The sequence below is a fragment of the Kitasatospora sp. NPDC057015 genome (assembly GCF_042673745.1).
GTDB lineage: Bacteria > Actinomycetota > Actinomycetes > Streptomycetales > Streptomycetaceae > Kitasatospora.
The window spans coordinates 110,760-132,292 of sequence record NZ_JBHUSG010000002.1; the positions used below are offsets into that span (position 1 = coordinate 110,760).

16 protein-coding genes and 1 pseudogene are annotated in these 21,533 nt (G+C 74.0%); 12 read left to right on the plus strand and 5 right to left on the minus strand.

All coding sequences use genetic code 11. The features are described from left to right. Positions 1-41: 41 nt before the first annotated feature. Entirely contained in the window at positions 42-584 is a 543-nt protein-coding gene (locus tag ACFTWP_RS02430; protein WP_380261798.1) for a PadR family transcriptional regulator, read from the plus strand. A gap of 25 nt (positions 585-609) precedes the next feature. Continuing rightward, entirely contained in the window at positions 610-2,319 is a 1,710-nt protein-coding gene (locus ACFTWP_RS02435; RefSeq protein WP_380261800.1) for an acyl-CoA dehydrogenase family protein, read from the plus strand. A gap of 82 nt (positions 2,320-2,401) precedes the next feature. Here ACFTWP_RS02435 and ACFTWP_RS02440 read toward each other — a convergent pair whose 3' ends face one another. Beyond that, positions 2,402-3,718 (minus strand): M28 family metallopeptidase, encoded by a 1,317-nt coding sequence (locus tag ACFTWP_RS02440; RefSeq protein WP_380262134.1) that lies wholly within the window; start codon positions 3,716-3,718, stop codon positions 2,402-2,404. A 375-nt stretch (positions 3,719-4,093) separates the two neighbouring features. Here ACFTWP_RS02440 and ACFTWP_RS02445 point away from each other — a divergent pair, with 375 nt between their 5' ends. The 7 genes from ACFTWP_RS02445 (at position 4,094) to ACFTWP_RS02475 (ending at position 12,370) form a co-directional block, all read left to right on the plus strand. Then, positions 4,094-5,455, plus strand: coding sequence for a phosphoribosyltransferase family protein (locus ACFTWP_RS02445; protein WP_380262136.1), 1,362 nt, complete (start codon positions 4,094-4,096; stop codon positions 5,453-5,455). Between the two features lie 220 nt (positions 5,456-5,675). Further along, the gene (gene hppD, locus ACFTWP_RS02450; RefSeq protein ID WP_380261802.1) at positions 5,676-6,890 is read left to right on the plus strand and encodes a 4-hydroxyphenylpyruvate dioxygenase; all 1,215 of its coding nucleotides are present in this window, start codon (positions 5,676-5,678) and stop codon (positions 6,888-6,890) included. Between the two features lie 80 nt (positions 6,891-6,970). Next, complete coding sequence (locus tag ACFTWP_RS02455; protein WP_380261804.1) at positions 6,971-8,170, plus strand: homogentisate 1,2-dioxygenase; 1,200 nt, start codon at positions 6,971-6,973, stop codon at positions 8,168-8,170. Continuing rightward, positions 8,167-9,069 (plus strand): hypothetical protein, encoded by a 903-nt coding sequence (locus ACFTWP_RS02460; protein WP_380261806.1) that lies wholly within the window; start codon positions 8,167-8,169, stop codon positions 9,067-9,069. The genes ACFTWP_RS02455 and ACFTWP_RS02460 overlap by 4 nt, the downstream gene beginning before the upstream one ends. Beyond that, positions 9,066-10,286 (plus strand): fumarylacetoacetase, encoded by a 1,221-nt coding sequence (fahA, locus tag ACFTWP_RS02465; RefSeq protein WP_380261808.1) that lies wholly within the window; start codon positions 9,066-9,068, stop codon positions 10,284-10,286. Before ACFTWP_RS02460 ends, fahA begins: the two co-directional genes overlap by 4 nt. 107 nt (positions 10,287-10,393) lie before the next feature. Then, a complete protein-coding gene (locus tag ACFTWP_RS02470) occupies positions 10,394-11,428 on the plus strand; it encodes an enoyl-CoA hydratase/isomerase family protein (RefSeq protein WP_380261810.1) in 1,035 nt (344 codons plus the stop codon). 135 nt (positions 11,429-11,563) lie between these two features. Continuing rightward, positions 11,564-12,370: an enoyl-CoA hydratase gene (locus ACFTWP_RS02475; protein ID WP_380261812.1), complete on the plus strand. Its 807-nt coding sequence runs from the start codon at positions 11,564-11,566 to the stop codon at positions 12,368-12,370. A 149-nt stretch (positions 12,371-12,519) separates the two neighbouring features. On the opposite strand, the gene ACFTWP_RS02480 is transcribed toward ACFTWP_RS02475, so the two are convergent. After that, entirely contained in the window at positions 12,520-14,532 is a 2,013-nt protein-coding gene (locus ACFTWP_RS02480) for an NAD-binding protein (protein WP_380261814.1), read from the minus strand. Positions 14,533-14,717: 185 nt separating this feature from the next. Between ACFTWP_RS02480 and ACFTWP_RS02485 the strand changes: the two genes are divergently transcribed. Both ACFTWP_RS02485 and ACFTWP_RS02490 read left to right on the plus strand, forming a co-directional pair. Continuing rightward, on the plus strand, positions 14,718-15,227 hold the full coding sequence (locus ACFTWP_RS02485) for a methylated-DNA--[protein]-cysteine S-methyltransferase (protein ID WP_380261816.1): 510 nt from the start codon (positions 14,718-14,720) through the stop codon (positions 15,225-15,227). Between the two features lie 281 nt (positions 15,228-15,508). Continuing rightward, positions 15,509-16,135, plus strand: a complete 627-nt coding sequence (locus ACFTWP_RS02490; RefSeq protein WP_380262138.1) for an alpha-ketoglutarate-dependent dioxygenase AlkB family protein — start codon at positions 15,509-15,511, stop codon at positions 16,133-16,135. A gap of 69 nt (positions 16,136-16,204) precedes the next feature. On the opposite strand, the gene ACFTWP_RS02495 is transcribed toward ACFTWP_RS02490, so the two are convergent. The 3 genes from ACFTWP_RS02495 to ACFTWP_RS02505 form a co-directional block, all read right to left on the minus strand. After that, entirely contained in the window at positions 16,205-17,584 is a 1,380-nt protein-coding gene (locus ACFTWP_RS02495) for a CoA transferase (protein WP_380261818.1), read from the minus strand. 33 nt (positions 17,585-17,617) lie between these two features. Further along, entirely contained in the window at positions 17,618-18,907 is a 1,290-nt protein-coding gene (locus ACFTWP_RS02500; RefSeq protein ID WP_380261820.1) for a cytochrome P450, read from the minus strand. Positions 18,908-19,119: 212 nt separating this feature from the next. Further along, the gene (locus ACFTWP_RS02505; protein WP_380261822.1) at positions 19,120-20,388 is read right to left on the minus strand and encodes an ATP-binding protein; all 1,269 of its coding nucleotides are present in this window, start codon (positions 20,386-20,388) and stop codon (positions 19,120-19,122) included. A 278-nt stretch (positions 20,389-20,666) separates the two neighbouring features. Here ACFTWP_RS02505 and ACFTWP_RS02510 point away from each other — a divergent pair. Then, positions 20,667-21,362, plus strand: a pseudogene (locus tag ACFTWP_RS02510) (helical backbone metal receptor); the annotation flags it as partial. Positions 21,363-21,533 lie beyond the last annotated feature (171 nt).

Genomic DNA, 21,533 nt, shown 5'->3' on the forward strand with positions numbered 1-21,533 from the left:
CGGCATTGCCTATGCAACTCGTTGCATAGCAGGATGCGGGCATGGCACTGGAGCACGCGATCCTCGTCTCGCTGCTGGAGCAGCCCGGCTCCGGATACGAGCTGGCCCGGCGGTTCGACCGCTCCATCGGGCGTTTCTGGACCGCCACCCACCAGCAGATCTACCGCGTGCTGCGGCGGATGGAGGCGGACGGCTGGATCGCCGCCGAGGAGGTGGCCCAGGACGGCCGGCCGGACAAGAAGGTCTACTCGGCGGCCGACCCCGGCCGGGCCGCGCTCTCGGCGTGGCTGCGCGAACCGGTCGAGCCCGAGACCGTCCGGCACGAGCTGGCGGTCAAGATCCGCGCGGCCGCCTTCGACGATCCGTCCGCGCTGGTCGCCGAGGTCGAACGGCACCGGGAGGGCCACGCGGCGCTGCTCGCCCGCTACCTCTCCGGCGAGCGGCGCGACTTCCCCGCCGGTGCCGCGCTCGACGCCCGCCAGGAACTGCAGCACGTGGTGCTGCGCGGCGGGATCGAGTACGAGCGGATGACGCTCGCCTGGCTGGACGACGTGCTCGCCACCCTGCACCGCCTCGGCAACTGAACCCTCAACCCCCAGGGACGACACCATGCTGTTCAACCCGCGTACCTATGACCCCGTCCAGTTCGACGAGCCGACCCGCCGGCTGCTGCGCGCCACCGTCGACTGGTTCGAGTCGCGCGGCAAGAAGGCCCTGATCGACACCTACGTCGACCGCGCCTGGTACGGCGACTTCCTCGACTTCGCCGCCAAGGAGGGCCTGTTCGCGGCCTTCCTGACGCCGTCGGCCGAGGCCGCGGGCGACGGCGCCGAGCGCTGGGACACCGCGCGGATCGCCGAGCTGAACGAGATCCTGGGCTTCTACGGGCTCGGCTACTGGTACACCTGGCAGGTCACCATCCTGGGTCTCGGCCCGGTCTGGCAGAGCGAGAACGAGGCCGTCCGGGCCCGCGCCGCCAAGCTGCTGACGGAGGGCCACGTGATGGCCTTCGGGCTGTCCGAGCGCACCCACGGCGCCGACATCTACTCCACCGACATGATCCTCACCCCGGACGGCGAGGGCGGGTTCACCGCCAGCGGGTCCAAGTACTACATCGGCAACGGCAACGTGGCCGGCCTGGTCTCGGTGTTCGGCCGCCGCTCCGACGTGGAGGGCCCGGAGGGCTACGTCTTCTTCGCCGCCGACAGCCGGCACGAGGCGTACCACCTGGTCAAGAACGTGGTGAACGCGCAGATGTACGTCAGCGAGTTCCGCCTGGACGCGTACCCGGTGCGGGCGGAGGACGTCCTGCACACCGGCAAGGCCGCCTTCGACGCCGCGCTGAACACCGTGAACGTCGGCAAGTTCAACCTCTGCACGGCCTCGGTCGGCATCTGCGAGCACGCGATGTACGAGGCCGTCACGCACGCCCACAACCGGGTGCTGTACGGCAAGAAGGTCACCGACTTCCCGCACGTGCGCCGGGAGTTGACCGACGCGTACGCCCGGCTCGCCGCGATGAAGCTGTTCAGCGCCCGGGCCGCGGACTACTTCCGGTCGGCCTCGCCCGAGGACCGCCGCTACCTGCTCTTCAACCCGATGACCAAGATGAAGGTCACCACCGAGGGCGAGAAGGTCATCGACCTGATGTGGGACGTCATCGCGGCCAAGGGCTTCGAGGCGGACACCTACTTCGACAAGGCGGCGAAGGACATCCGCGGCCTGCCGAAGCTGGAGGGCACCGTCCACGTCAACCTGGCCCTGATCCTCAAGTTCATGGGCAACTACCTCTTCAACCCGGCCGAGTACGCCCCGGTGCCGACCCGGCTGGACGCCGCCGACGACGAGTTCCTCTTCCGCCAGGGCCCGGCCCGGGGCCTCGGGGCGATCCGCTTCCACGACTGGCGCACGGCCTACGACGCGCACGCCCACGTGCCGAACGTGGCCCGGTTCCGCGAGCAGGCCGACGGCCTCTGCGCGCTGCTCGCCGCCCACGCGCCGAGCCCCGAGCAGCAGCAGGACCTGGACTTCCTGCTCTCGCTCGGCCAGCTGTTCGCGCTGGTGGTCTACGGCCAGCTGGTGCTGGAGCAGGCGCAGCTGACCGGTCTGGACGGCGACCTGCTGGACGAGGTCTTCGACGTGCTGGTGCGCGACTTCTCCACCCACGCCACCGAGATGCACGGCAAGGCGGGCGCGAGCGAGGAGCAGGCCGCCTGGGCGCTGGCGCACCTGCGCCGCCCGGTGGCGGACGCCGGGCGCTCGGCCCGGGTCTGGGCCCAGGTCGAGGGCCTCGCCGGCGCGTACGAGATGCGGGGCTGAGGGCAGGACGTACCGGACCCCGGGCGGGGGCGTCGCACTGCTCGCGACGCCCCCGCCCGGGGCGGGCCCGGTGCCGGACGGCTCAGAACGTGAGCTTCCAGCTGTCGATGTAGCCGGTGTCCTGCGCGGCAACGTCCTGCACCTTGAGCTTCCAGGTGCCGTTGGCGACCTCGCTGGAGGCGTTCACGGTGTAGGTCGTGACGACGTTGTCGGCGGAGTCGCTGCTGCTGGAGTTCTTCAGCCGGTACGTGGAGCCGTCCGGGGCGACCAGGTCTATCACCAGGTCACCGCGGTAGGTGTGCTTGATGTCCACCCCGACGGCGAGCGCGGCGGGCGCGTTCCCGGTGCGGCCGGTGACGGTGACCGAGGAGGTCACGGCGGCGCCGTTGTCCGGGACGGACACGTCGGCGGTGTTCTCGAAGACCGTCCCGGTGGGCGGGGTGGTCGTCCCGGTGCCCAGGGTCCAGAGCGCGTACGCGATGGCGTCGCTCATCCGGTCCAGCGCGACGTCGTTGATGTTGGCCGAGGTGTCGCAGGACTGGTGGTAGCAGCGGTCGAAGGCCTGGCCGGAGGTGCCGCCCCACTTGGCGGCCTGGGCGCTGGTCTTGATGTAGTCGGCGCCGCTGAACAGGCCGCCGACCGGGATGCCGACGTTCTTGAACGGCGAGTGGTCGGAGCGGCCGTCGCCCTCGGTCTCGGGCTCGGTGGCGACGCCCAGGCCGGAGAAGTAGGTCTGGAACAGCTGGTCCAGGGCGGTGTCGTCGTCGTAGACGAAGTAGCCCGGGTTGGGCGAGCCGATCATGTCGAAGTTGAGGTACGCCTCGATCTTCGAACGGTCGGCGGTGGAGAGGCTGTTGACGTAGTTCTTGGAGCCGACCATGCCGGCCTCCTCGGTGCCCCACCAGCCGAAGCGCAGGTGCTTGGTGGGCTGCAGGGCGGCCCGGGAGACGGCCAGCGCGGCCTCCAGGATGCCGGCCGATCCGGAGCCGTCGTCGTTGATGCCGGGGCCGGCGGTGACCGAGTCGAGGTGCGCGCCGACCATGACGACGTGCGAGGCGTCGCCGCCGGGCCAGTCGGCGATCAGGTTCCAGCCGGTGGCGCCGCCGTAGGTGTAGGACTGCAGCGCGGTGGTGAAGCCGGCGGCGTCCAACTTGCCCTTGACGTAGTCGATCGAGGCCTTGTAGCCGGCCTTGCCGTGGGCCCGGTTGCCGCCGTTGGCGGTGGCTATCGACTGCAGTTGGGCCAGGTGGGCCTTGACGTTGGCGACCGGGATGTCCGGCGCGGCGAGGACCGTCGCGGACGCCGCCGGCGGCTGGGCCGGCAGGGCGTGGGCGGCGGGGGCGGCGACGACGGCGGCGACGGTCAGGGCCGCCCCGGTCGCGAGGGCGGTTCGGCGCAGGCGGGATCGCCGCGGGGCGCGCTGGCTCAATGGAGGCTCCAGATTCTGGTGGGGCAGAACGGAACAGGGCGCCGTGGCTCGCGGGCGAAGTCGGTTGACCCACCCTAAAGTTGACGCGACCATGATGATTGGGCCACCTAAAGATTTCGTCAAGGGGCACCGCGGCGAAGACGGCCCGATCCGGACGGCGGACCGGGGCGCCGGCCGCCGGCGGCCCCACCCGGCCACCGCCCCCGGACACCCCGGCCGATCGGCCCCGACCTGCCCTCCGGCCGTGCCGGCCGCCCCCGGCACGTGCACCGGACGCCCCTCCCCGGCGACCCGTCCCGAGTCGTACCGTGGACCGTGGAGGCGGCCGTCATGCACTTCACGGGTATGCACTTCACCGACCGGACGGACGCCGGACGGCAGCTCGCCGCCCGGCTGGACCACCTGCGGGGCGCGCCGGTCGTGGTGGTCGCCCTCCCCCGGGGCGGCGTCCCGGTGGGCGCCGAGGTCGCCGAGGCGCTGGGCGCCCCGCTCGACATCTGCGTGATCCGCAAGCTGGGCGTGCCGTCCCAGCCGGAGCTGGGGATGGGCGCGATCGGCGAGGACGGCGCGCGGGTGATCAACGAGCAGGTGGTCCGGATGGCCGGCGTCTCCCCCGCGCAGAGCGCCGAGGTGGAGCGCCTGGAGCGGGCCGAACTGCGGCGACGGGTCGAGCGCTACCGGGGCGGGCGGGCGGCCGTCGACCTGCGCGGGCGCACGGTGGTGGTGGTCGACGACGGCGTCGCCACCGGCTCGACCGCCCGGACGGCCTGCGACATCGTCCGGGCCCGGGGCGCGGGCCGGGTGGTGCTGGCCGTACCCGTGGCGCCGAGGGACTGGATCAGCCGGCTCGGGGACGCCGCCGACGAGCTGGTGTGCGTGGCCATGCCGTCGCCCTTCTTCGCGATCGGCGAGTTCTACCAGGACTTCACCCAGACCGAGGACGCGGAGGTCCTGCGCTGCCTGGCCCGCTTCGCCGGCCGCGAGGCCGCCGCCGCAGGGTCGGCCGGCCCCGCCGCGACGGGCTCCGGCGGCACCGCCCCCGAGGCCGTGGACCGCGAGGTCACCGTGCCGGTCGACGGCGGCCGGCTCGGCGGGCGGCTCACCGTACCGGCCGGCGCCGCCGGCGTGGTGGTCTTCGCCCACGGCAGCGGCAGCAGCCGGCACAGCCCGCGCAACCGCTTCGTCGCCGAGGTGCTGAACCGCGCCGGGCTGGCCACCCTGCTGTTCGACCTGCTCACCGAGGCCGAGGAGCCCGACCGGCACAAGGTGTTCGACGTGCGGCTGCTCGGCGGCCGGCTGGCCGCGGTCACCGACCGGCTGGTCGGCGGGCACTGGGCGCCCGGGCTGCCGGTCGGCTACTTCGGGGCCAGTACGGGCGCCGCCGCCGCGCTCTGGGCCGCCGCGCAGGACGGCGCGCGGGCGGGCGCCGTGGTGTCCCGGGGCGGGCGCCCGGATCTGGCCGGATCCTGGCTCGGCCGAGTGGAGGCGCCGACGCTGCTGATCGTCGGCGGTCGTGATCAGGTGGTGATCGAGCTCAACGAGCAGGCGCGGGAGCGGCTGCGGTGCCCCAGCGAGCTGGCGGTGGTGCCGCACGCCACCCACCTGTTCGAGGAGCCGGGGACGCTGGAGGCGGCCGCCGGCCTCGCGCGCGACTGGTTCCTGCGGTACCTCGCACCGCCCCCCGGCCCCGGGGCGGACGGGCCGTGAACCGGGCTCCCGCCCGGCCCCGGTGCTCCGCCGGGCCGGAGGGACCCCGGCCGGACACCGGGCAATCTGCGCAGTGGAGCGGCCGATTTCCTGCTCACCTTGTACACATTGAGCAGTGGATTCCCGACCTGTTGTGCAATCCGCCCGGCTGGAGCAAGCTCGGCGATCAACCGCACCGCCCACCCCTGCGGCGCGGACGCCTCACTGCGGAGGAAGACCGATGACCACCCAGTCACACGCCCTTGAGCTGACCCCCGAGGAGCGCGAGGCCGGCCTCGACGCCGAGCAGCTGCGCCGCCTGGTGGGCCTGGTCGAGCACGACCCCGCCGACGACCCCTTCCCGGTGATCGCCCAGGACGCGGTGGTCTTCGTCGTCGGCAACGCCACCCTGACGGCCCAGCTGTACCAGGCCGTCTTCGGGATGGAGCTGGTGGCCTACTCCGGCCCCGAGACCGGCCGCCGGGACCGCAAGTCCTTCGTGCTGCGCTCCGGCTCCTGCCGCTTCGTGGTCAAGGGCGGCGTCGCCCCGGACAGCCCGCTGCTGGAGCACCACCGCCGCCACGGCGACGGCGTGGTCGACCTGGCGATCGAGGTCCCCGACGTGGACAAGTGCATCGCGCACGCCCGCGCCCAGGGCGCCCGGATCCTGGAGGAGCCGAACGACGTCTCGGACGAGAACGGCACCGTGCGCCGGGCCGCGATCGCCACCTACGGCGAGACCCGCCACACCCTGGTGGACCGCTCCCGCTACCGCGGGCCGTACCTGCCGGGCTACGTCGCCGCCGAGACCAAGGTGGAGCGCCCCGAGGGTGCGCCCAAGCGGCTGTTCCAGGCGCTCGACCACGCGGTCGGCAACGTCGAGCTCGGGCACATGAACGAGTGGGTGGGCTTCTACAACAAGGTCATGGGCTTCGTGAACATGGCCGAGTTCGTGGGGGACGACATCGCCACCGAGTACTCGGCGCTGATGTCCAAGGTGGTCGCCAGCGGCAACCACCGGGTGAAGTTCCCGCTCAACGAGCCCGCCGTGGCCAAGAAGAAGTCGCAGATCGACGAGTACCTGGAGTTCTACGGCGGCCCCGGCTGCCAGCACCTGGCGCTCGCCACCAACGACATCCTCACCACCGTGGACGTGCTCCGCTCGCGCGGCGTGGAGTTCCTCAACACCCCCGACTCGTACTACGACGACCCGGAGCTGCGGGCCCGGATCGGCCACGTCCGGGTGCCGGTCGAGGAGCTCAAGAAGCGCGGCATCCTGGTCGATCGTGACGAGGACGGCTACCTGCTGCAGATCTTCACCAAGCCGCAGGGCGACCGGCCGACGGTGTTCTTCGAGTTCATCGAGCGGCACGGTTCGCTGGGCTTCGGCAAGGGCAACTTCAAGGCGCTCTTCGAGTCCATCGAGCGCGAGCAGGACCGTCGCGGCAACCTCTGACCGGGAGCACCGGCCGGCCGGGGCACCCGCCCCGGCCGGCCCACCTGACCGGCCTCGATCGGCTCAAGGGAGAGCGGACCATGGCGCACTACCGGCAGCTGGGCAGCATTCCGCCCAAGCGGCACACCCAGCACCGCACCCCCGAGGGCGGGCTGTACTACGAGGAGCTGATGGGCGAGGAGGGCTTCTCCTCGGACTCCTCGCTGCTCTACCACCGGGGAATCCCGTCGGCCATCGTGGACGCCGTGCCGTGGGAGCTGCCCGACCAGGCCACCGTGCCCAACCACCCGCTGCTGCCGCGCCACCTCAAGCTGCACGAGCTGTTCGCCGGGCAGGACTGGAAGTCCGCCGACGTGGTCGCCGGGCGCCGGCTCGTCCTCGGCAACGCCGACGTCCGGATCAGCTACGTCGCCGCGGGCGCGCCCAGCGAGCTGTACCGCAACGGGCTCGGCGACGAGTGCGTCTACGTGGAGTCCGGCGCGGGCACGGTGGAGACGGTCTTCGGCTCGCTGGAGGTCGGCCGGGGCGACTACGTGATCATCCCCCGGGCCACCACCCACCGCTGGGTCCCCACCGGGGACGAGCCGCTGCGGGCGTACTGCATCGAGGCCAACAGCCACATCACCCCGGTCAAGCGCTACCTCTCCAAGTACGGTCAGCTGCTGGAGCACGCCCCCTACTGCGAGCGCGACCTGCGCGGCCCGTCCGGACCGCTGCTGGTCGAGGGCGCGGACGTGGACGTGCTGGTCAAGCACCGCGGACCGGACGGGATCTCGGGCACCCGCTACACCGTGCCGCACCACCCGTTCGACGTGGTCGGCTGGGACGGCTGCCTGTACCCGTACGCGTTCAACATCGCCGACTACGAGCCGATCACCGGCCGGATCCACCAACCGCCGCCCGCGCACCAGGTGTTCGAGGGCAACGGCTTCGTGATCTGCAACTTCGTGCCGCGCAAGGTGGACTACCACCCGCTGTCGATCCCGGTGCCGTACTACCACTCCAACGTGGACAGCGACGAGGTGATGTTCTACTGCGGCGGGGACTACGCCGCCCGCAAGGGCTCGGGCATCGCCCAGGGCTCGATCTCGCTGCACCCCGGGGGCCACACCCACGGGCCGCAGCCCGGCGCGTACGAGCGCAGCATCGGCGCCGAGTTCTTCGACGAACTCGCCGTGATGGTGGACACCTTCCGCCCGCTGGAGCTGGGCGAGGGCGGCCGGGCCACCGAGGACCCGGGCTACGCCTGGACCTGGTCCGGGCGGGGGCCCGGCCGGTGACCGGGCAGGCGCCGACCGGGGGCGTCCCGGACCTGTTCCGGGGCCTGTTCGACGACGCGGCGGTCTTCCCCCCGGGTGACCTGCCGCTCGCCCTGGCGGTGCCCGCGCACCGCACGCACCGCGCGTCCTGGTACGCGGACGCGGTCGGCCCCTTCCTCTGCGGGGCCGCCCGGCTCGACGAGTTGCCGTACCTGGCGGGCGGGCCGCTGCGGGTCGGGCTGGTGCTGCCGGGGGGCAGCACCAGCCTGTCGGCCGCCCTCAAGGCCGTCGCGGCGTTCGAGCCGGAGGGGCCCGAGTCGGCCGGCGTCGAGCTCGCGGGCGTCGAACTCGGCGGCGTGGGAACGGCGGTGGCGGACGTCCGGGCGGCCGTCGCCGCGCTCGACGCGCAGTTGCCCCCCGACGTCCCCGCCGCCGTCGAACTCCCCCGCGGCCCGGGCCTGGAGGACGCCCTCGACATCCTCGCCGGGACGCCGTACCGGGCCAAGTTCCGTACCGGCGGGCTGAGCCCCGAGGCCTTCCCCGACGAGGCCGAGCTGGCCGCCTTCCTGACGGGCTGCGCCGAGCGGGCCGTCCCGTACAAGTGCACCGCCGGGCTCCACCACGCCGTCCGGCACACCGATCCGGCCACCGGGTTCGAGCACCACGGCTTCCTGAACGTCCTGCTGGCCGCCCTGGCCGCGCACCGCGACGGCCGAGAAGGCGCGGTACTGGCCCTGCGGGAACGCTCGGGGGGTATCCTCGCGGGCGCCGCATCCGCACTGACGGCCAGTCAGTCCTGGCTGATCCGTTCGTCCTTCACCGCCTTCGGCACCTGCAGCATCGCCGAGCCGCTGGAGGACCTGGCCGGCCTCGGCCTGCTGACGCCCCCCGCACCGCCCCCGCACCTGGAGGACCGTTGACCACCGCCCGCCCCTGGCTCGCCTCCGCACAGGACTCGCCGTTCGGCGTGCACAACCTCCCGTACGGGGTGTTCAGCACGGACGCCCGCCCGGGCCGGCGCCGGATCGGCGTGCGGATCGGCGACTTCGTGCTGGACGCCGGCGGCGCCGCCCGGGCCGCCGGGGTGCCCTCGGTGCTGCTGGACGCCGACTCGCTCAACCCCCTGCTGGCCGCGGGCCGGCCGGCCTGGGCGCAGATCCGCGCCGGGCTGACCGACTGGCTCACCGACGAGTCCTACCGGGACGCCCTCTCCCCGCTGCTGGTGCCGGTGGCCGAGGCCACCATGCACCTGCCGTTCGAGGTCGCCGACTACGTGGACTTCTACGCCTCGGAGCACCACGCCACCAACCTCGGCCGGATCTTCCGCCCCGGCGCCGAGCCGCTCACCCCCAACTGGAAGCACCTGCCGATCGGTTACCACGGGCGGGCGGGCACCGTCGTGGTCTCCGGCACGCCCGTGGTGCGCCCGCACGGGCAGCGCAAGGCACCCGCCGACGCGGTGCCGGACTTCGGGCCGACCCGCCGGCTGGACATCGAGGCGGAGGTCGGCTTCGTCGTCGGCACGCCGTCCGCGCTCGGCACCCCGGTGCCGATGGACGCCTTCGCGGACCACGTCTTCGGCGTCTGCCTGGTCAACGACTGGTCCGCGCGCGACATCCAGGCCTGGGAGTACGTGCCGCTCGGCCCCTTCCTCGGCAAGTCCTTCGCCACCTCCGTCTCGCCGTGGATCGTCCCGCTGGAGGCCCTGGAGCACGCCCGGGTGGCCCCGCCGGCCCGTGACGTCGAGCCGCTGCCGTACCTGGACGACCGCGCGGCCGAGCCCTGGGGCCTGGACCTCTCGATGGAGGTCCGGCTCAACGGCCACACCGTCTCGCGCCCGCCGTTCGCCACCATGTACTGGACCGGCGCCCAGCAGCTCGCGCAGATGACCGCCAACGGCGCCTCGCTGCGCACCGGCGACCTGTTCGCCTCCGGCACGGTCAGCGGCCCCGAGCCGGAGACCCGCGGCGCCCTGATCGAGCTCACCTGGAACGGCGAGAACCCGGTCAAGCTGCCCGACGGCAGCGCCCGGGCGTTCCTGGAGAACGACGACGAGGTCACCATCACCGCCACCGCCCCCGGTCCGGACGGGACCGTGATCGGCTTCGGCGAGGTCACCGGCCGCGTCCTGCCCTGACTGACCGGCCCGACCGTGCCTCCCGGCCGGCCCCGACCCCGTCGGCGGCCGGCCGGGTACCGTGTCGGGAGATCTTGCACCGGCACCGAGCGGACGGGAGCGGCCCGATGACCACCGAGGTACAGCTGCACAGGGACGGCCGGGTCGGCCGGATCGTGCTGGACCGGCCGCGGGCCCTCAACTCGCTGACGCACGGGATGCTGACCACCGTCCGCGCCGCCCTCGACGACTGGGCGACCGACCCCTCGGTCGGCGCCGTCGTGCTCACCGGCGCGGGCGAGCGCGGCCTGTGCGCGGGCGCGGACATCCGGGCGATCCACGACGACGCCAAGGCGGGCGGCGCGGGCGCCCGGGCGTTCTTCCGGGACGAGTACCGGCTGAACGCGCTGATCGCGCGCTACCCCAAGCCGTACGTCGCGGTGATGGACGGCATCACGATGGGCGGCGGGGTCGGCCTCTCCGCGCACGGCAGCGTGCGGATCGTCACCGAGCGCTCCACCGTGGCGATGCCGGAGACCAGGATCGGGCTCGTCCCGGACGTCGGCGGGAGCCTGCTGCTGGCCTGCGCCCCCGGCGGCCTGGGCACCCACCTGGGCCTGACGGCCGGCGCCATGGACGCGGGCGACGCCCTGCTCTGCGGCTTCGCCGACCACTTCGTGCCCGGCCGGCGACTGGCCGCGTTCACCGAGGCGCTGGCGGACACCGACCCGGCCGAGGCCCTGCGGGAGTTCGCCGAGCCGGCCCCGCCCGCCGCCCTCGCCGGCCACCGCGGCTGGATCGACCCGTGCTACGCGGCGGACACCGTCGAGGAGATCGTCGAGCGGCTGCTCGCCACCGGGGTCCCGGAGGCCAAGGAGGCCGCCGAACAGATCCTGTCCAAGTCCCCGACCGCGCTCAAGGTCACCCTCGCCGCGCTGCGCCGGGCCCGGGGACTCGCCACGCTGGAGGCCGTCCTCGACCAGGAGTACCGGGTCTCCTGCGCCGCGTTGGACGCCCCCGACCTGGTCGAGGGCATCCGGGCCCAGGTGGTCGACAAGGACCGCGACCCGCACTGGTCGCCCGCCACCCTCGCCGAGGTCTCCGAGGCCGCGGTGGCCCGCTTCTTCGCCCCCCGCGGCGCGGACGAACTCGGGCTGGCCTGACGCGCCGTCGTACGGGCCCGGGCTGGTGACCACCGTCTCGCATGCCAAGACTGGCGCGAGGCCGGGCCGGTCGGAGATCGTGGGACCGTCAGGGCGCACCGCGTGCCGCGAGAGCAGGAATGGGAGTCAATGGCGATGACCGATCACACGACGACCGATCACACGTCGACCGAGTACGAGACGATCCTCGTCGAGCGCAAGGGCCGGGTCGGCCTGATCACCCTCAACCGCCCGAAGGCGCTGAACGCGCTCAACAACCGGCTGATGAACGAGGTGGTCACCGCGGCCACCGCCTTCGACCGCGACCCGGAGATCGGCTGTCTGGTCATCACCGGCTCGGAGAAGGCCTTCGCGGCGGGCGCGGACATCAAGGAGATGCAGGGCAACGCCTTCCCCGACGTCTACCTGGACGACTGGCTCGGCCCGTGGGACCGCCTCGGTCAGCTGCGCAAGCCGGTCGTGGCCGCGGTGGCCGGGTTCGCCCTGGGCGGCGGGTGCGAGCTGGCGATGCTCTGCGACATCCTGCTCGCCGCCGACACCGCCAAGTTCGGGCAGCCGGAGATCAAGCTCGGCGTCATCCCCGGCATCGGCGGCTCGCAGCGGCTGACCCGGGCCATCGGCAAGGCCAAGGCGATGGAGCTGTGCCTGACCGGCCGGATGATGGGCGCCGAGGAGGCCGAGCGGGCCGGCCTGGTCTCCAGGGTCGTCCCCGCCGCGGACCTGCTCGACGAGGCGATGGCGGTCGCCGAGACGGTCGCCGCGATGTCCGCCCCGGCCGCGATCATGATGAAGGAGAGCGTGAACCGGGCGTTCGAGACCACCCTGGCGGAGGGCGTCCGCTTCGAGCGCCGGCTGTTCCACGCGGCGTTCGCGACCTCGGACCAGAAGGAGGGCATGGCCGCCTTCGCCGAGAAGCGCACGCCGGACTTCCGGCACCGCTGAGCCCTGGGCGGTACCCGACGAGCCCGGCTCAGTACCGGACGAGCCCGGGGCGGTACCCGACGAGCCCGGCGCGGGGGTACGGCTCCGGGCCGACGTCCCGCGCCGTCGGCTCCGCCCGTTCCCGGGCGGGGCCGGGGCGGAGCACGGTGTCAGTCGCCGCTCGCCACCGGCGTGTTGAGGCGCGCCAGGCCGCTGCGGGTGGCGGCGACCACGATGCGGTCGCCGGGCAGCAGTCGCCGGGTGCGGTCGGCGTAGTTCCACAGGTGGTCCCGGGGGCGGCGGGCCGTACGGACGGCCAGCACCCGCACGCCGCCCGGGTCCTCGATGTCGTGCTGGTCCATGCCCACCAGCCCGGTGCCCTCGTCGGCCCGTAGTTCGGCGATCAGCAGGACGTGCCGGAACACCGACAGCGTGCCCAGCACCTCGCGTCCCATCAGGGCCGCGGCGAAGGCCGGGGCCGACAGGTAGGAGACCGAGCGCGAGGCCGCGTTGTCCAGCGTGGCGTAGACGTGGTGGGCGAAGTCGTCGTCGAAGAGCCGGACGACCACCCGCAGCCCCGGGGTGATCGCCCGGGCCTCCAGGGCCGCCTCCAGGTTGGCCGCGTCGTCGTTGGTCACGGCGACCACCGCCCGGGCCCGGTGGATCCGGGCGCGGCGCAGCTGGGTCTCCAGCGGGGCGTCGCCGACCACCACGGGGATGCCCAGGGTGCGGAGGGCCGCGATGCCGCGGGCCTGCGGATCCCGCTCCACCCCCACCACCGGGACGCCCAGCTCGTGCACCAGGGCCGCCACCCGGGTGCCCACGTTGCCGAGGCCGACCACCACGACGTGCTCACGGGTGCCGGCACCGGGGTTGCGGGCCTGCCCGCGCCGCCCGGAGGCCAGCACCTCCACCATGATCGCCGTGGCCACCGGCGCGAAGGTGATGCCGCAGAAGGTGATGACGACCTGCGCCACCCGCTGCCAGGTCCCGCCCGTGCCGCCGCCGGCGCCACCGGGCTGGTCGGGCTGTGCGGCACCGGCCAGGTCCAGCAGGGACAGGTAGAGCGTCCAGCCGAAGTCGCGGTTGAGGTACCAGATCACGCCGAAGGAGAACAGGACGGCGGCGAGCGCGGTGAGCAGCACCAGCCGCAGCCGGGCGCTGGTCACGTAGCGCAGGGTGTCCAGCAGTCGCCAGCGCATCCGGCGCACCCACGGGATCCGGATCACCGGCTCGGTGGGCAGGGTCTGCAGGGCCGCGACACCGGCCGCGGGGTCGGTGACGTGCTCCGGCTCCGGGTCCGGTCCGGGGTCCGCGTCCGGTGCGGAGTCCGCGTCCGGTGCGGGGCCTGCGTCCGGTCCGGACTCCGGGACGGCTGCCGGCTGCGGGAGTGCCGCTGGATCGGCCTCGACCGTCGGGTCCGCCGGGGCCGCCTCGACCGCCGGGCTGCTCACGGGGGTCGGCTCGCCGGCCGGGGGGACGGTGCTCGGGGTGGCGGGGTCCGTGGTCTGCGGGACGCCGCGGCGGACCGGGCCGTCGTCACCGAACCGCCGGGCGAGCTCGATGAACTCGGCCGAGCGGCCGCCCAGGTCGGGGAGCAGGCGCAGCCGTCCGAGGTCCTGGCGGTCGATCCGGTCGGCGACCACGCAGACCTGGCCGGAGTCGATGTCCTCGTCGTAGGCGACGTAGAGGAAGCGGTCGCCGACCCGCACGGAGTTGGGGCGGGCCAGCGCCGCGTTGGCGAAGGCGGGGGCGGCGGTGGCCGAGCCGGACAGCGCGGTGCCGTTGCGCAACAGGCCCTCGATGTTCTCGCCCAGGCGCTGGTTGAACATCCGCAGCACGATCCGGATGCCGGGGTTGGCACCCTGGGCACCGAGTGCGGCGTGGATGTGGTCCTGGTCGCTGCCGTCGACCAGCGCGATGCCGCGCGCGGTCTGCACACCTGCGGCCCGCAGCGCCTCGTCGCTGAGGCTGGCGTACTCGACCACCGCCGCGACGCCGGGTATCCGCTCGATCCGCGGGGCGTGGTCCCGGGTGCGGTCGGGGACGAGGGCGACCACCGGTACGTCGTAGTGCTCGACGAGCTCCAGCACCAGCCGATGGGCGAGCGCGTTGCCACCGCACACGATGTAGTGGTGGCGGAGCTGCTCGACCGAAGGGCTCCCCCACCCTGCATGAGTCATATCGTCAGATCCTACTGACACGAGGGGCGTTACGGGTGAAGCCCTGATGACCAAGGGGCGATCTCCCGATCACGCCGGCGTTCGGCCGGGCACGGTCATGTCCGATTCCCGCCGGACATTCCCCGGCGAATCCCCCAGAGTGGTCGCAGGGACACCGAGGACGCAGAGGAACGGAACGACGACTCATGACTGTCCACACGACGATCGACAGCCCCCTGGGGCCGCTGCTCCTGGTGGGCGAGGAGTCCGCCACGGCGGTCGGCGGCACCGCGCTGGCGGCCGCCTGCGTACCGGGGACGAGGCGGGCGGTGACCGTCCGCCCCGACTGGCGGCACGACCCGGCGGCCTTCGACGTGGTCGCCGACCGGTTCGCCCGGTACTTCGACGGCGACCTGACCGAGTTCGACCTGGAGTGCACCGTCACCGGAACCGACTTCCAGCGCCGGGTCTGGCAGGCCCTGGACGCCATCCCGTACGGGACGACCACCACCTACGGCCGGCTGGCCGCCGACCTGGGCCTGCCGAACGGGGCTCGGGCCGTGGGCTCGGCCAACGGCGCCAACCCGTTGATGATCGTCCGCCCCTGCCACCGGGTGATCGGCGCGGACGGCTCGCTGACGGGCTACGCCGGTGGTACGGAGCGCAAGCGACGGCTGCTCGTCCTGGAGGGCGCGGCAGCCGCCCTGGCCCGCTGACCGGGATCGGGGCATCCTCGGTACCGGGGCGGGTGCGCAGGACCTCGCCGGACGGCACGGCGACCGCACGACCACCCTCCGAACGACTGACGACTGACGACTGACAGCCGACAGCCGACAGCCGACAGCCGACAGCCGACAGCCGACAGCCGACAGCCGACAGCAAGGAACGACAGGACGGCGTTGTGGACACGCTCTTCCCCCTCCCCGACGGCGGCCCCCGGGACGGACCCGACCGCGGACCCGCCGGCGGGCCGGACGGTTCCGGCACCCGGACCGAGATCGCGCCGGGTGCGGTGCACGTCCCGGGCTGGCTGGACCTCGACCGGCAGCGGGAGCTGGTCGCCGCCTGCCGCGGCTGGGCCGTGGGGCCCGTGCCGATCCGGCACACCCGGCTGCCGCGCGGGGGCGTGATGTCGGTCCGGACGGTCTGCATCGGCTGGCACTGGCTGCCGTACCGGTACACCCGGATCGCGGAGGACGTCAACGGCCTGCCGGTGGCCGAATTCCCCGACTGGATGGTGGAGTTGGGCCGGCGTGCGCTCGTCGAGGCCTACCAGGACCCGGCCGCCGGTGCGGACTACACGCCGGACACGGCGCTGATCAACTTCTACGAGGGCGAGGCGAAGCTCGGGATGCACCAGGACAAGGACGAGAAGTCCGGCGCCCCGGTGGTCTCGCTGAGCATCGGCGACAGCTGCGTGTTCAGGTTCGGCAACACCGAGCACCGCAACCGGCCCTGGACGGACGTCGAACTGGCCTCCGGCGACCTGTTCGTCTTCGGCGGCCCGTCCAGGTTCGCCTACCACGGCGTGCCGAAGGTCCGGCCGGGCACCTGCGACCCGGCCACCGGCCTGGCCCGGGGGCGGCTGAACATCACCATGCGGGTCACCGGCCTGACCGGCTGACGGCCCACGCCGTACGGGCCGGCCCACGCCGTACGGGCCGGCCCGCGGTCGCACCCGGCTCCCGCCCGATCAGCTCCAGACCGGGGCGTCGGCTCCCCAGCGCCCGGGCGGGCGGGACCAGTCGACGGGGCCGCCCCGATAGGCGACCGGGGGCAGGGCGTACCGCAGGCGGCCGAGTGCGGAGTCGGTCTCCGCCAGGCGGCGGGCCGGGTCGGACGGGTCCGCGGGGTCTCCGGCGGCGGAGCCGGTCCCGTCAGCGGCCCGGACGCCGTACAGCAGCCAGTCCGCGGTGGCGGCGAGCGAGAGCCGCAGGTGACTGCCGCCGCCGCCGGCGTGGCGCTCGGTCAGGGCCCGCAGCACGGCCGCGGCCAGCAGGTAGCCGGTGCCGTGGTCGAGCGCCTGGGCGGGCAGGGCGCCGGGGCGCCCGTCCGGGCCCGCCTCGACGACGGAGATGCCGAGTCCGGCCTGGACCAGGCTGTCGAAGCCGCGGCGGCCGGCCCACGGGCCGTGCGGACCCCAGGCGTCGAGCTGCCCGACGATCAGGCCGGGGCGGCGCTCCAGCAGGGCGTCCGGAGCCAGGCCGAGCCGGTCCAGGGCCCCGGGGCGGTAGCCGGTGACGATCACGTCGGCCGTGGCGAGGAGTCCCTCGAAGACCTCCCGGTCGGCGCGCGCGGCGAGGTCCAGACGGGTGGACCGCTTGCCGAAGCCGGTGTCGGCGTGGGCGTCAGAGGACTCCGGGAGCGCGGGCGGGTCGATCCGCAGGACGTCCGCGCCCAGCAGGGCCAGGGTGCGGGTGGCGACCGGGCCGGCGATCACCCGGGTGAGGTCCAGGACGCGCACACCCGAGCAGGGCAGCGGCGCGTCCGCGAGCGGCCGGGAGCCGGTGGCGCCGCGGGGGGCGCCGTGGACCAGCGGCAGCCCGGCCGGGCCGCCCGGAGCCGCCACCGCGACGGCCAGCGCGCCCGCCGCGTACGCGCGCTCCTGGGCCTGCTCGCCCGGCAGCTCCCGCAGGGCGGCCGCCAGTCGTCGCACCGCCGCCTCGTCCTCGCCGTCCGGGAGGTCGAGTGCGGCGAGCAGGCGGGCCCGGTGGTGGGGGTAGTTGGCGTGGGTGCGGATCCAGCCGTCGGCGCTCCGCCAGAAGCCGGACAGCGGTGCGAAGAGGGTCGGCGGCCGGCCGTCGATCCGCAGGTGGCGCTCGCTGACGAAGGCGGTGGCGACCGCACCCTCGTCGATGCGGACGGCGGGCACCGCGTGACCGCCCCGGGCGGCGACCAGTTCGGCCGCCGCCAGCGAGCAGGCCGCGACCGTGGCCCGCGCCAGCTCGCGGACCGGCAGCCGGGCGGGCGACAGACCGGACGGGCCGTGGAAGGAGACCTGGTCGAGCAGGGCCTCGGCGCCCCCGAGCGCGGTCCAGACGTGAGCGGTGGCGGCGTCGGCGGGTTTCGTCATACCGGGATTGTGCTCCCTGCGGGCGGGCGCCGGTCAGCCGACCGGCGCCGTGAAGGTGAACGGCAGCGACTTCACCCGGTTGTCGAAACTGGACGGGACGAGCTCCGGCGCCCCCGTGGCCCGCAGGTCGGGCAGCCGGGTGAACAGCTCGCGCAGCAGCACCTTCATCTCCTGGCGGGCCAGGTGGGCGCCCAGGCAGTAGTGCGGTCCGCCGCCGCCGAAGCCGAGGTGCGGGTTGGGCGAGCGGGTGATGTCGAAGGCGTCCGGGTCGGTGAAGACGGCCTCGTCCCGGTTGGCCGAGCCGAAGAACAGCACCACCTTGTCGCCCTTGGCGAGGCGGGTGCCGCCCAGCTCGTGGTCGGCGGCGAGGGTGCGGCGGAACTGGATGATGGGGGTGGCGTGCCGGATGATCTCGTCCACCGCGCCGCCGAGGTGCCGGTCCGGGTCGGAGAGCAGCAGCGCCCGCTGCTCCGGGTGGTCGGTGAGCAGGCTGAGTCCGTGGGCGAGGGCGTTGCGGGTGGTCTCCACCCCGGCCACCAGCAGCAGGGAGAAGAAGGCGCCGAGCTCGCGACCGGTGAGGTGGCGGCCGTCCACGTCGGCGGTGACCAGGGCGGAGATCAGGTCGTCGGTGGGGTGGCGGCGGCGTTCGCGGCCGAGGTCGGCGACCATGCCCTGCATCCGGGCCAGGGCGCGCAGTCCGCGCCCCGGGATCCGGATCCGGCTGCGCAGCGGGCGGTCCACGCCGGTGTGCTCGGAGGCGTGGTTGACCTGGGCGAGGATCTCGCGGCGGGGCTCCTCGGGGATGCCCATCATGTTGCAGATCACCTGGAACGGCAGTTCGGCGGCGAGGCCGGAGACGAAGTCCGCCGGGCGGCGCTCGACCGTCTCGTCGACCAGCCGGGCCGCGACGCGGCGGATGTCGTCCTCGGCCCGGGCCAGCAGCCGCGGGGTGAAGGCCCGGGAGATGATCCGGCGCAGCTGGGCGTGCCGGGGGTCGTCCAGGTTGACCATCGAGTCGCCGAACAGCATCCGGACCCAGCGGGCGGGTTCGGGGGTGGTGACGCCGGGGCCGCTGATGAAGACGGTGGGGTTCCGGCTGGCCTCGACCACGTCGGCGTGCCGGACGAGGGCGTGGAAGCCCTTGGCGGGGCGCCGGCCGGCAGCGGGGCGTTCGGTGAAGAAGACCGGGCCGGGGAGTCTGCGGAGTTCGGCGAAGGCCCGGGCGCGGTCGGCGGCGGGGAGCCGCCAGAACCCGGGGTCGGCGAGGTCGATGTCGGTCCGGATGGAGTCCGTCGGCGCGGAACTACCCGCCACTGCGCTCATGGTGCCTCTCCCTGTGCCTGTCGGTGCCCACATTTAGCGGGCACCGACAGGTTGGGTGTCAAACCATGCTGATTTACCTACGATATGACTGACCATCACGAGATGGAGAAGCACATTCTCAGGCACCTGTCCCGACCCGCCGGCGTCGACCGGCGCGGACGAGGCGCGCCGCCGACCACCCGTGGCTCCCCCGGAGGGGCTCCCCCGAGGCGTCAGACCCGCGCGTGCGAGGTGATGTCCGCGCCGAACTCCTCGATCATCGCCGGGGTGACCGTCGGACGGGCCTGGGCGATCGCCTCCAGGTAGTCCTTCGTACTCGCGCCCTCGGTACCGTCCGGCGCCGTGAGGTCGCGCTCGAAGGCGCTCTGCGCCGCGACCCGGGCGGCGTGCTCGATGTCCGCCGGGGTGAACAGTTCGCTCGCGCCGACCAGGACGTCCAGGTCCACGTCCGCCCGGCCGGCCGCGTAGCGGGACCAGATCGCGGCCCGGGCCGCCTCGTCCGGGGTGCCGATCGGGATCAGGTAGTCGAAACGCCCGGGGCGCAGGAACGCCGGATCCAGCGAACGGACCGAGTTGGTCGCGCAGACCAGCAACCGCTCCTCACCCTCCCGGAAGCCCGGGATCAGCTTGAGCAGCTCGTTGGTCACCCCGTGCATGCCGCCCCGCACACCCTCGGTGCGGACGGGCGCGATCTCCTCCACCTCGTCGATGAACACCAGCGCCCGCTCCAGCTGACCGATCCGGGCGAAGGCGTCGCGCAGCGCCGCCGCCAGATTGCCCTCGTCGGCGAGGCGGGACGGCAGCAGTTCGACGAACGGCCAGCCCAGCCGGGACGCGATCGCCCGGGCGAAGGTGGTCTTCCCCGTGCCGGGCGGCCCGAACAGGGCGATGGCGCGCGGCGCCCGCACCCCGTGCCTGGCCGCCCGCTCCGGCTCGGCCAGCGGCAGCACGACCCGCCGCTCGATCAGGTTCTTCTCCGCCGACATCCCCGCGACCCGCTCCCACAGGTCCCCCGGCAGCAACCGGCCGCCCAGCTCCTCCAGCAGCCCCGCCGCCGCACCGCCCGCCGGCTCGGTCCGCTCGAAGTACGCGGCCGCCGGCCGCCGGGTGTAGCCGGCGTTGTGCAGGCCCTCCCCCAGCAGCTCCTCCTCCGGCAGCACGTACGCGATCCGGCGCACCCGACCCGCCACCAGGCGTCGTTCCAGCTCGCGCAGCAGCGAACTCGCCAGCCCCAGACCGCGCCAGCCCGGGGCGATCGCGATCCGCATCACCCAGGCCCGCTCGCCGGCCACGCAGGCCAGCGCCGCGCCGATCGGCGCGCCCTGGTGCACCGCGACCACCGCCGGCTGGCGGGTGGTCAGCGCGCCGATGCACTCGGCGAGCGAGAAGACGGACTCCTGCCCGAGCTCCGCCGTGGTGTCGATCAGATGGACGACCGCCGCGAGATCGTCCTCGCGGTAGTCGTGGATCAGCCAGTTCACCGATGCCGCCTCTCGTCCCGCCGATGTCCCCGAACGGTAGGGGCGCGGGCCGGCGGCGGTCCTGCTCCGAAACGGACAAGCACCCGGCCGGCACCCGGACGATCCGCACCTACCGCGACAGGGCCCGCGCCCGCATCCACCCGCCCCGCCGCACCCGTCCACGCGGCTATCGTGACCGGATGGCCGACTCCAGCGCCGCGCCCACCGCCGCCCGTACCGCCGCGCGTACCCTCGTGGACGACCTCGGGCTGGCCGTCCGGCTCGGCGAGGTACGGCGGGTGGTCTCGCTGGTGCCCTCGCTGACCGAGGCGGTCGCCGCCACCGCACCCGACCTGCTGGTCGGCGCGACCGACTGGTGCACGCACCCGGCCGGCCTGGCGGTCACCCGGATCGGCGGCACCAAGAACCCGGACCTGCCGGCGATCCTCGCCCTGGCACCCGACCTGGTGATCGCCAACGAGGAGGAGAACCGGCTCCCCGACCTGGACGCCCTGCGCGCCGCCGGCCTCCCCGTCTGGGTCACCGGGATCCGCACCCTGGAGCAGGCCCTGGACTCGCTGGACCGGATGCTCACGCTCGCCTGCGGCCTGCCCCGGCCGGACTGGCTGGACCGGGCGGCCGACGCCTGGCAGGACGTCCGGCCGCCGGGGCGGCCGCTGCGCGCGGTGGTGCCGATCTGGCGCCGTCCTTGGATGGTGCTGGGCCGCGACACCTTCGCCGGGGACCTGCTGACACGGCTCGGCGCGACGCCGCTGTACGCCGACCATCCACAGCGCTACCCCGCCGTCCCGCTGGACGAGCTCAACGCCGCCCGCCCCGAGCTGGTGGTCCTGCCGGACGAGCCCTACCGCTTCACCGCCGAGGACGGCCCGGAGGCCTTCCCCGGCGTTCCCGCCGCCCTGGTCAGTGGCCGCCACCTCACCTGGTACGGCCCCTCACTGGCCGAGGCGCCGGCCCTGCTGGCAGCCCAGCTGGCCGCGCCGCTGCCGGCCGGCGACGCACGGACCACGAACGCGGCGGACGGCACGGCTGATGCCCCGGCGGACGGCACGGAAGCCAGCGCGGGTGACGGCACCGAGGACGCCCCGCAGGACGGCGGACCGGTCCCCGGGGAGGCCGATGGGCCGCATACCGACCGACGGACG

What these genes read in the sequence shown, in the direction of transcription:
- ACFTWP_RS02430 (WP_380261798.1), top strand. Translation starts at nt 42, where the DNA reads ATGGCACTGGAGCACGCGATCCTCGTCTCGCTGCTGGAGCAGCCCGGC.
- ACFTWP_RS02435 (WP_380261800.1), top strand. Translation starts at nt 610, where the DNA reads ATGCTGTTCAACCCGCGTACCTATGACCCCGTCCAGTTCGACGAGCCG.
- ACFTWP_RS02445 (WP_380262136.1), top strand. Translation starts at nt 4,094, where the DNA reads ATGCACTTCACCGACCGGACGGACGCCGGACGGCAGCTCGCCGCCCGG.
- hppD (WP_380261802.1), top strand. Translation starts at nt 5,676, where the DNA reads ATGACCACCCAGTCACACGCCCTTGAGCTGACCCCCGAGGAGCGCGAG.
- ACFTWP_RS02455 (WP_380261804.1), top strand. Translation starts at nt 6,971, where the DNA reads ATGGCGCACTACCGGCAGCTGGGCAGCATTCCGCCCAAGCGGCACACC.
- ACFTWP_RS02470 (WP_380261810.1), top strand. Translation starts at nt 10,394, where the DNA reads ATGACCACCGAGGTACAGCTGCACAGGGACGGCCGGGTCGGCCGGATC.
- ACFTWP_RS02475 (WP_380261812.1), top strand. Translation starts at nt 11,564, where the DNA reads ATGACCGATCACACGACGACCGATCACACGTCGACCGAGTACGAGACG.
- ACFTWP_RS02480 (WP_380261814.1), bottom strand. Translation starts at nt 14,532, where the DNA reads ATGACTCATGCAGGGTGGGGGAGCCCTTCGGTCGAGCAGCTCCGCCAC.
- ACFTWP_RS02485 (WP_380261816.1), top strand. Translation starts at nt 14,718, where the DNA reads ATGACTGTCCACACGACGATCGACAGCCCCCTGGGGCCGCTGCTCCTG.
- ACFTWP_RS02495 (WP_380261818.1), bottom strand. Translation starts at nt 17,584, where the DNA reads ATGACGAAACCCGCCGACGCCGCCACCGCTCACGTCTGGACCGCGCTC.
- ACFTWP_RS02500 (WP_380261820.1), bottom strand. Translation starts at nt 18,907, where the DNA reads ATGAGCGCAGTGGCGGGTAGTTCCGCGCCGACGGACTCCATCCGGACC.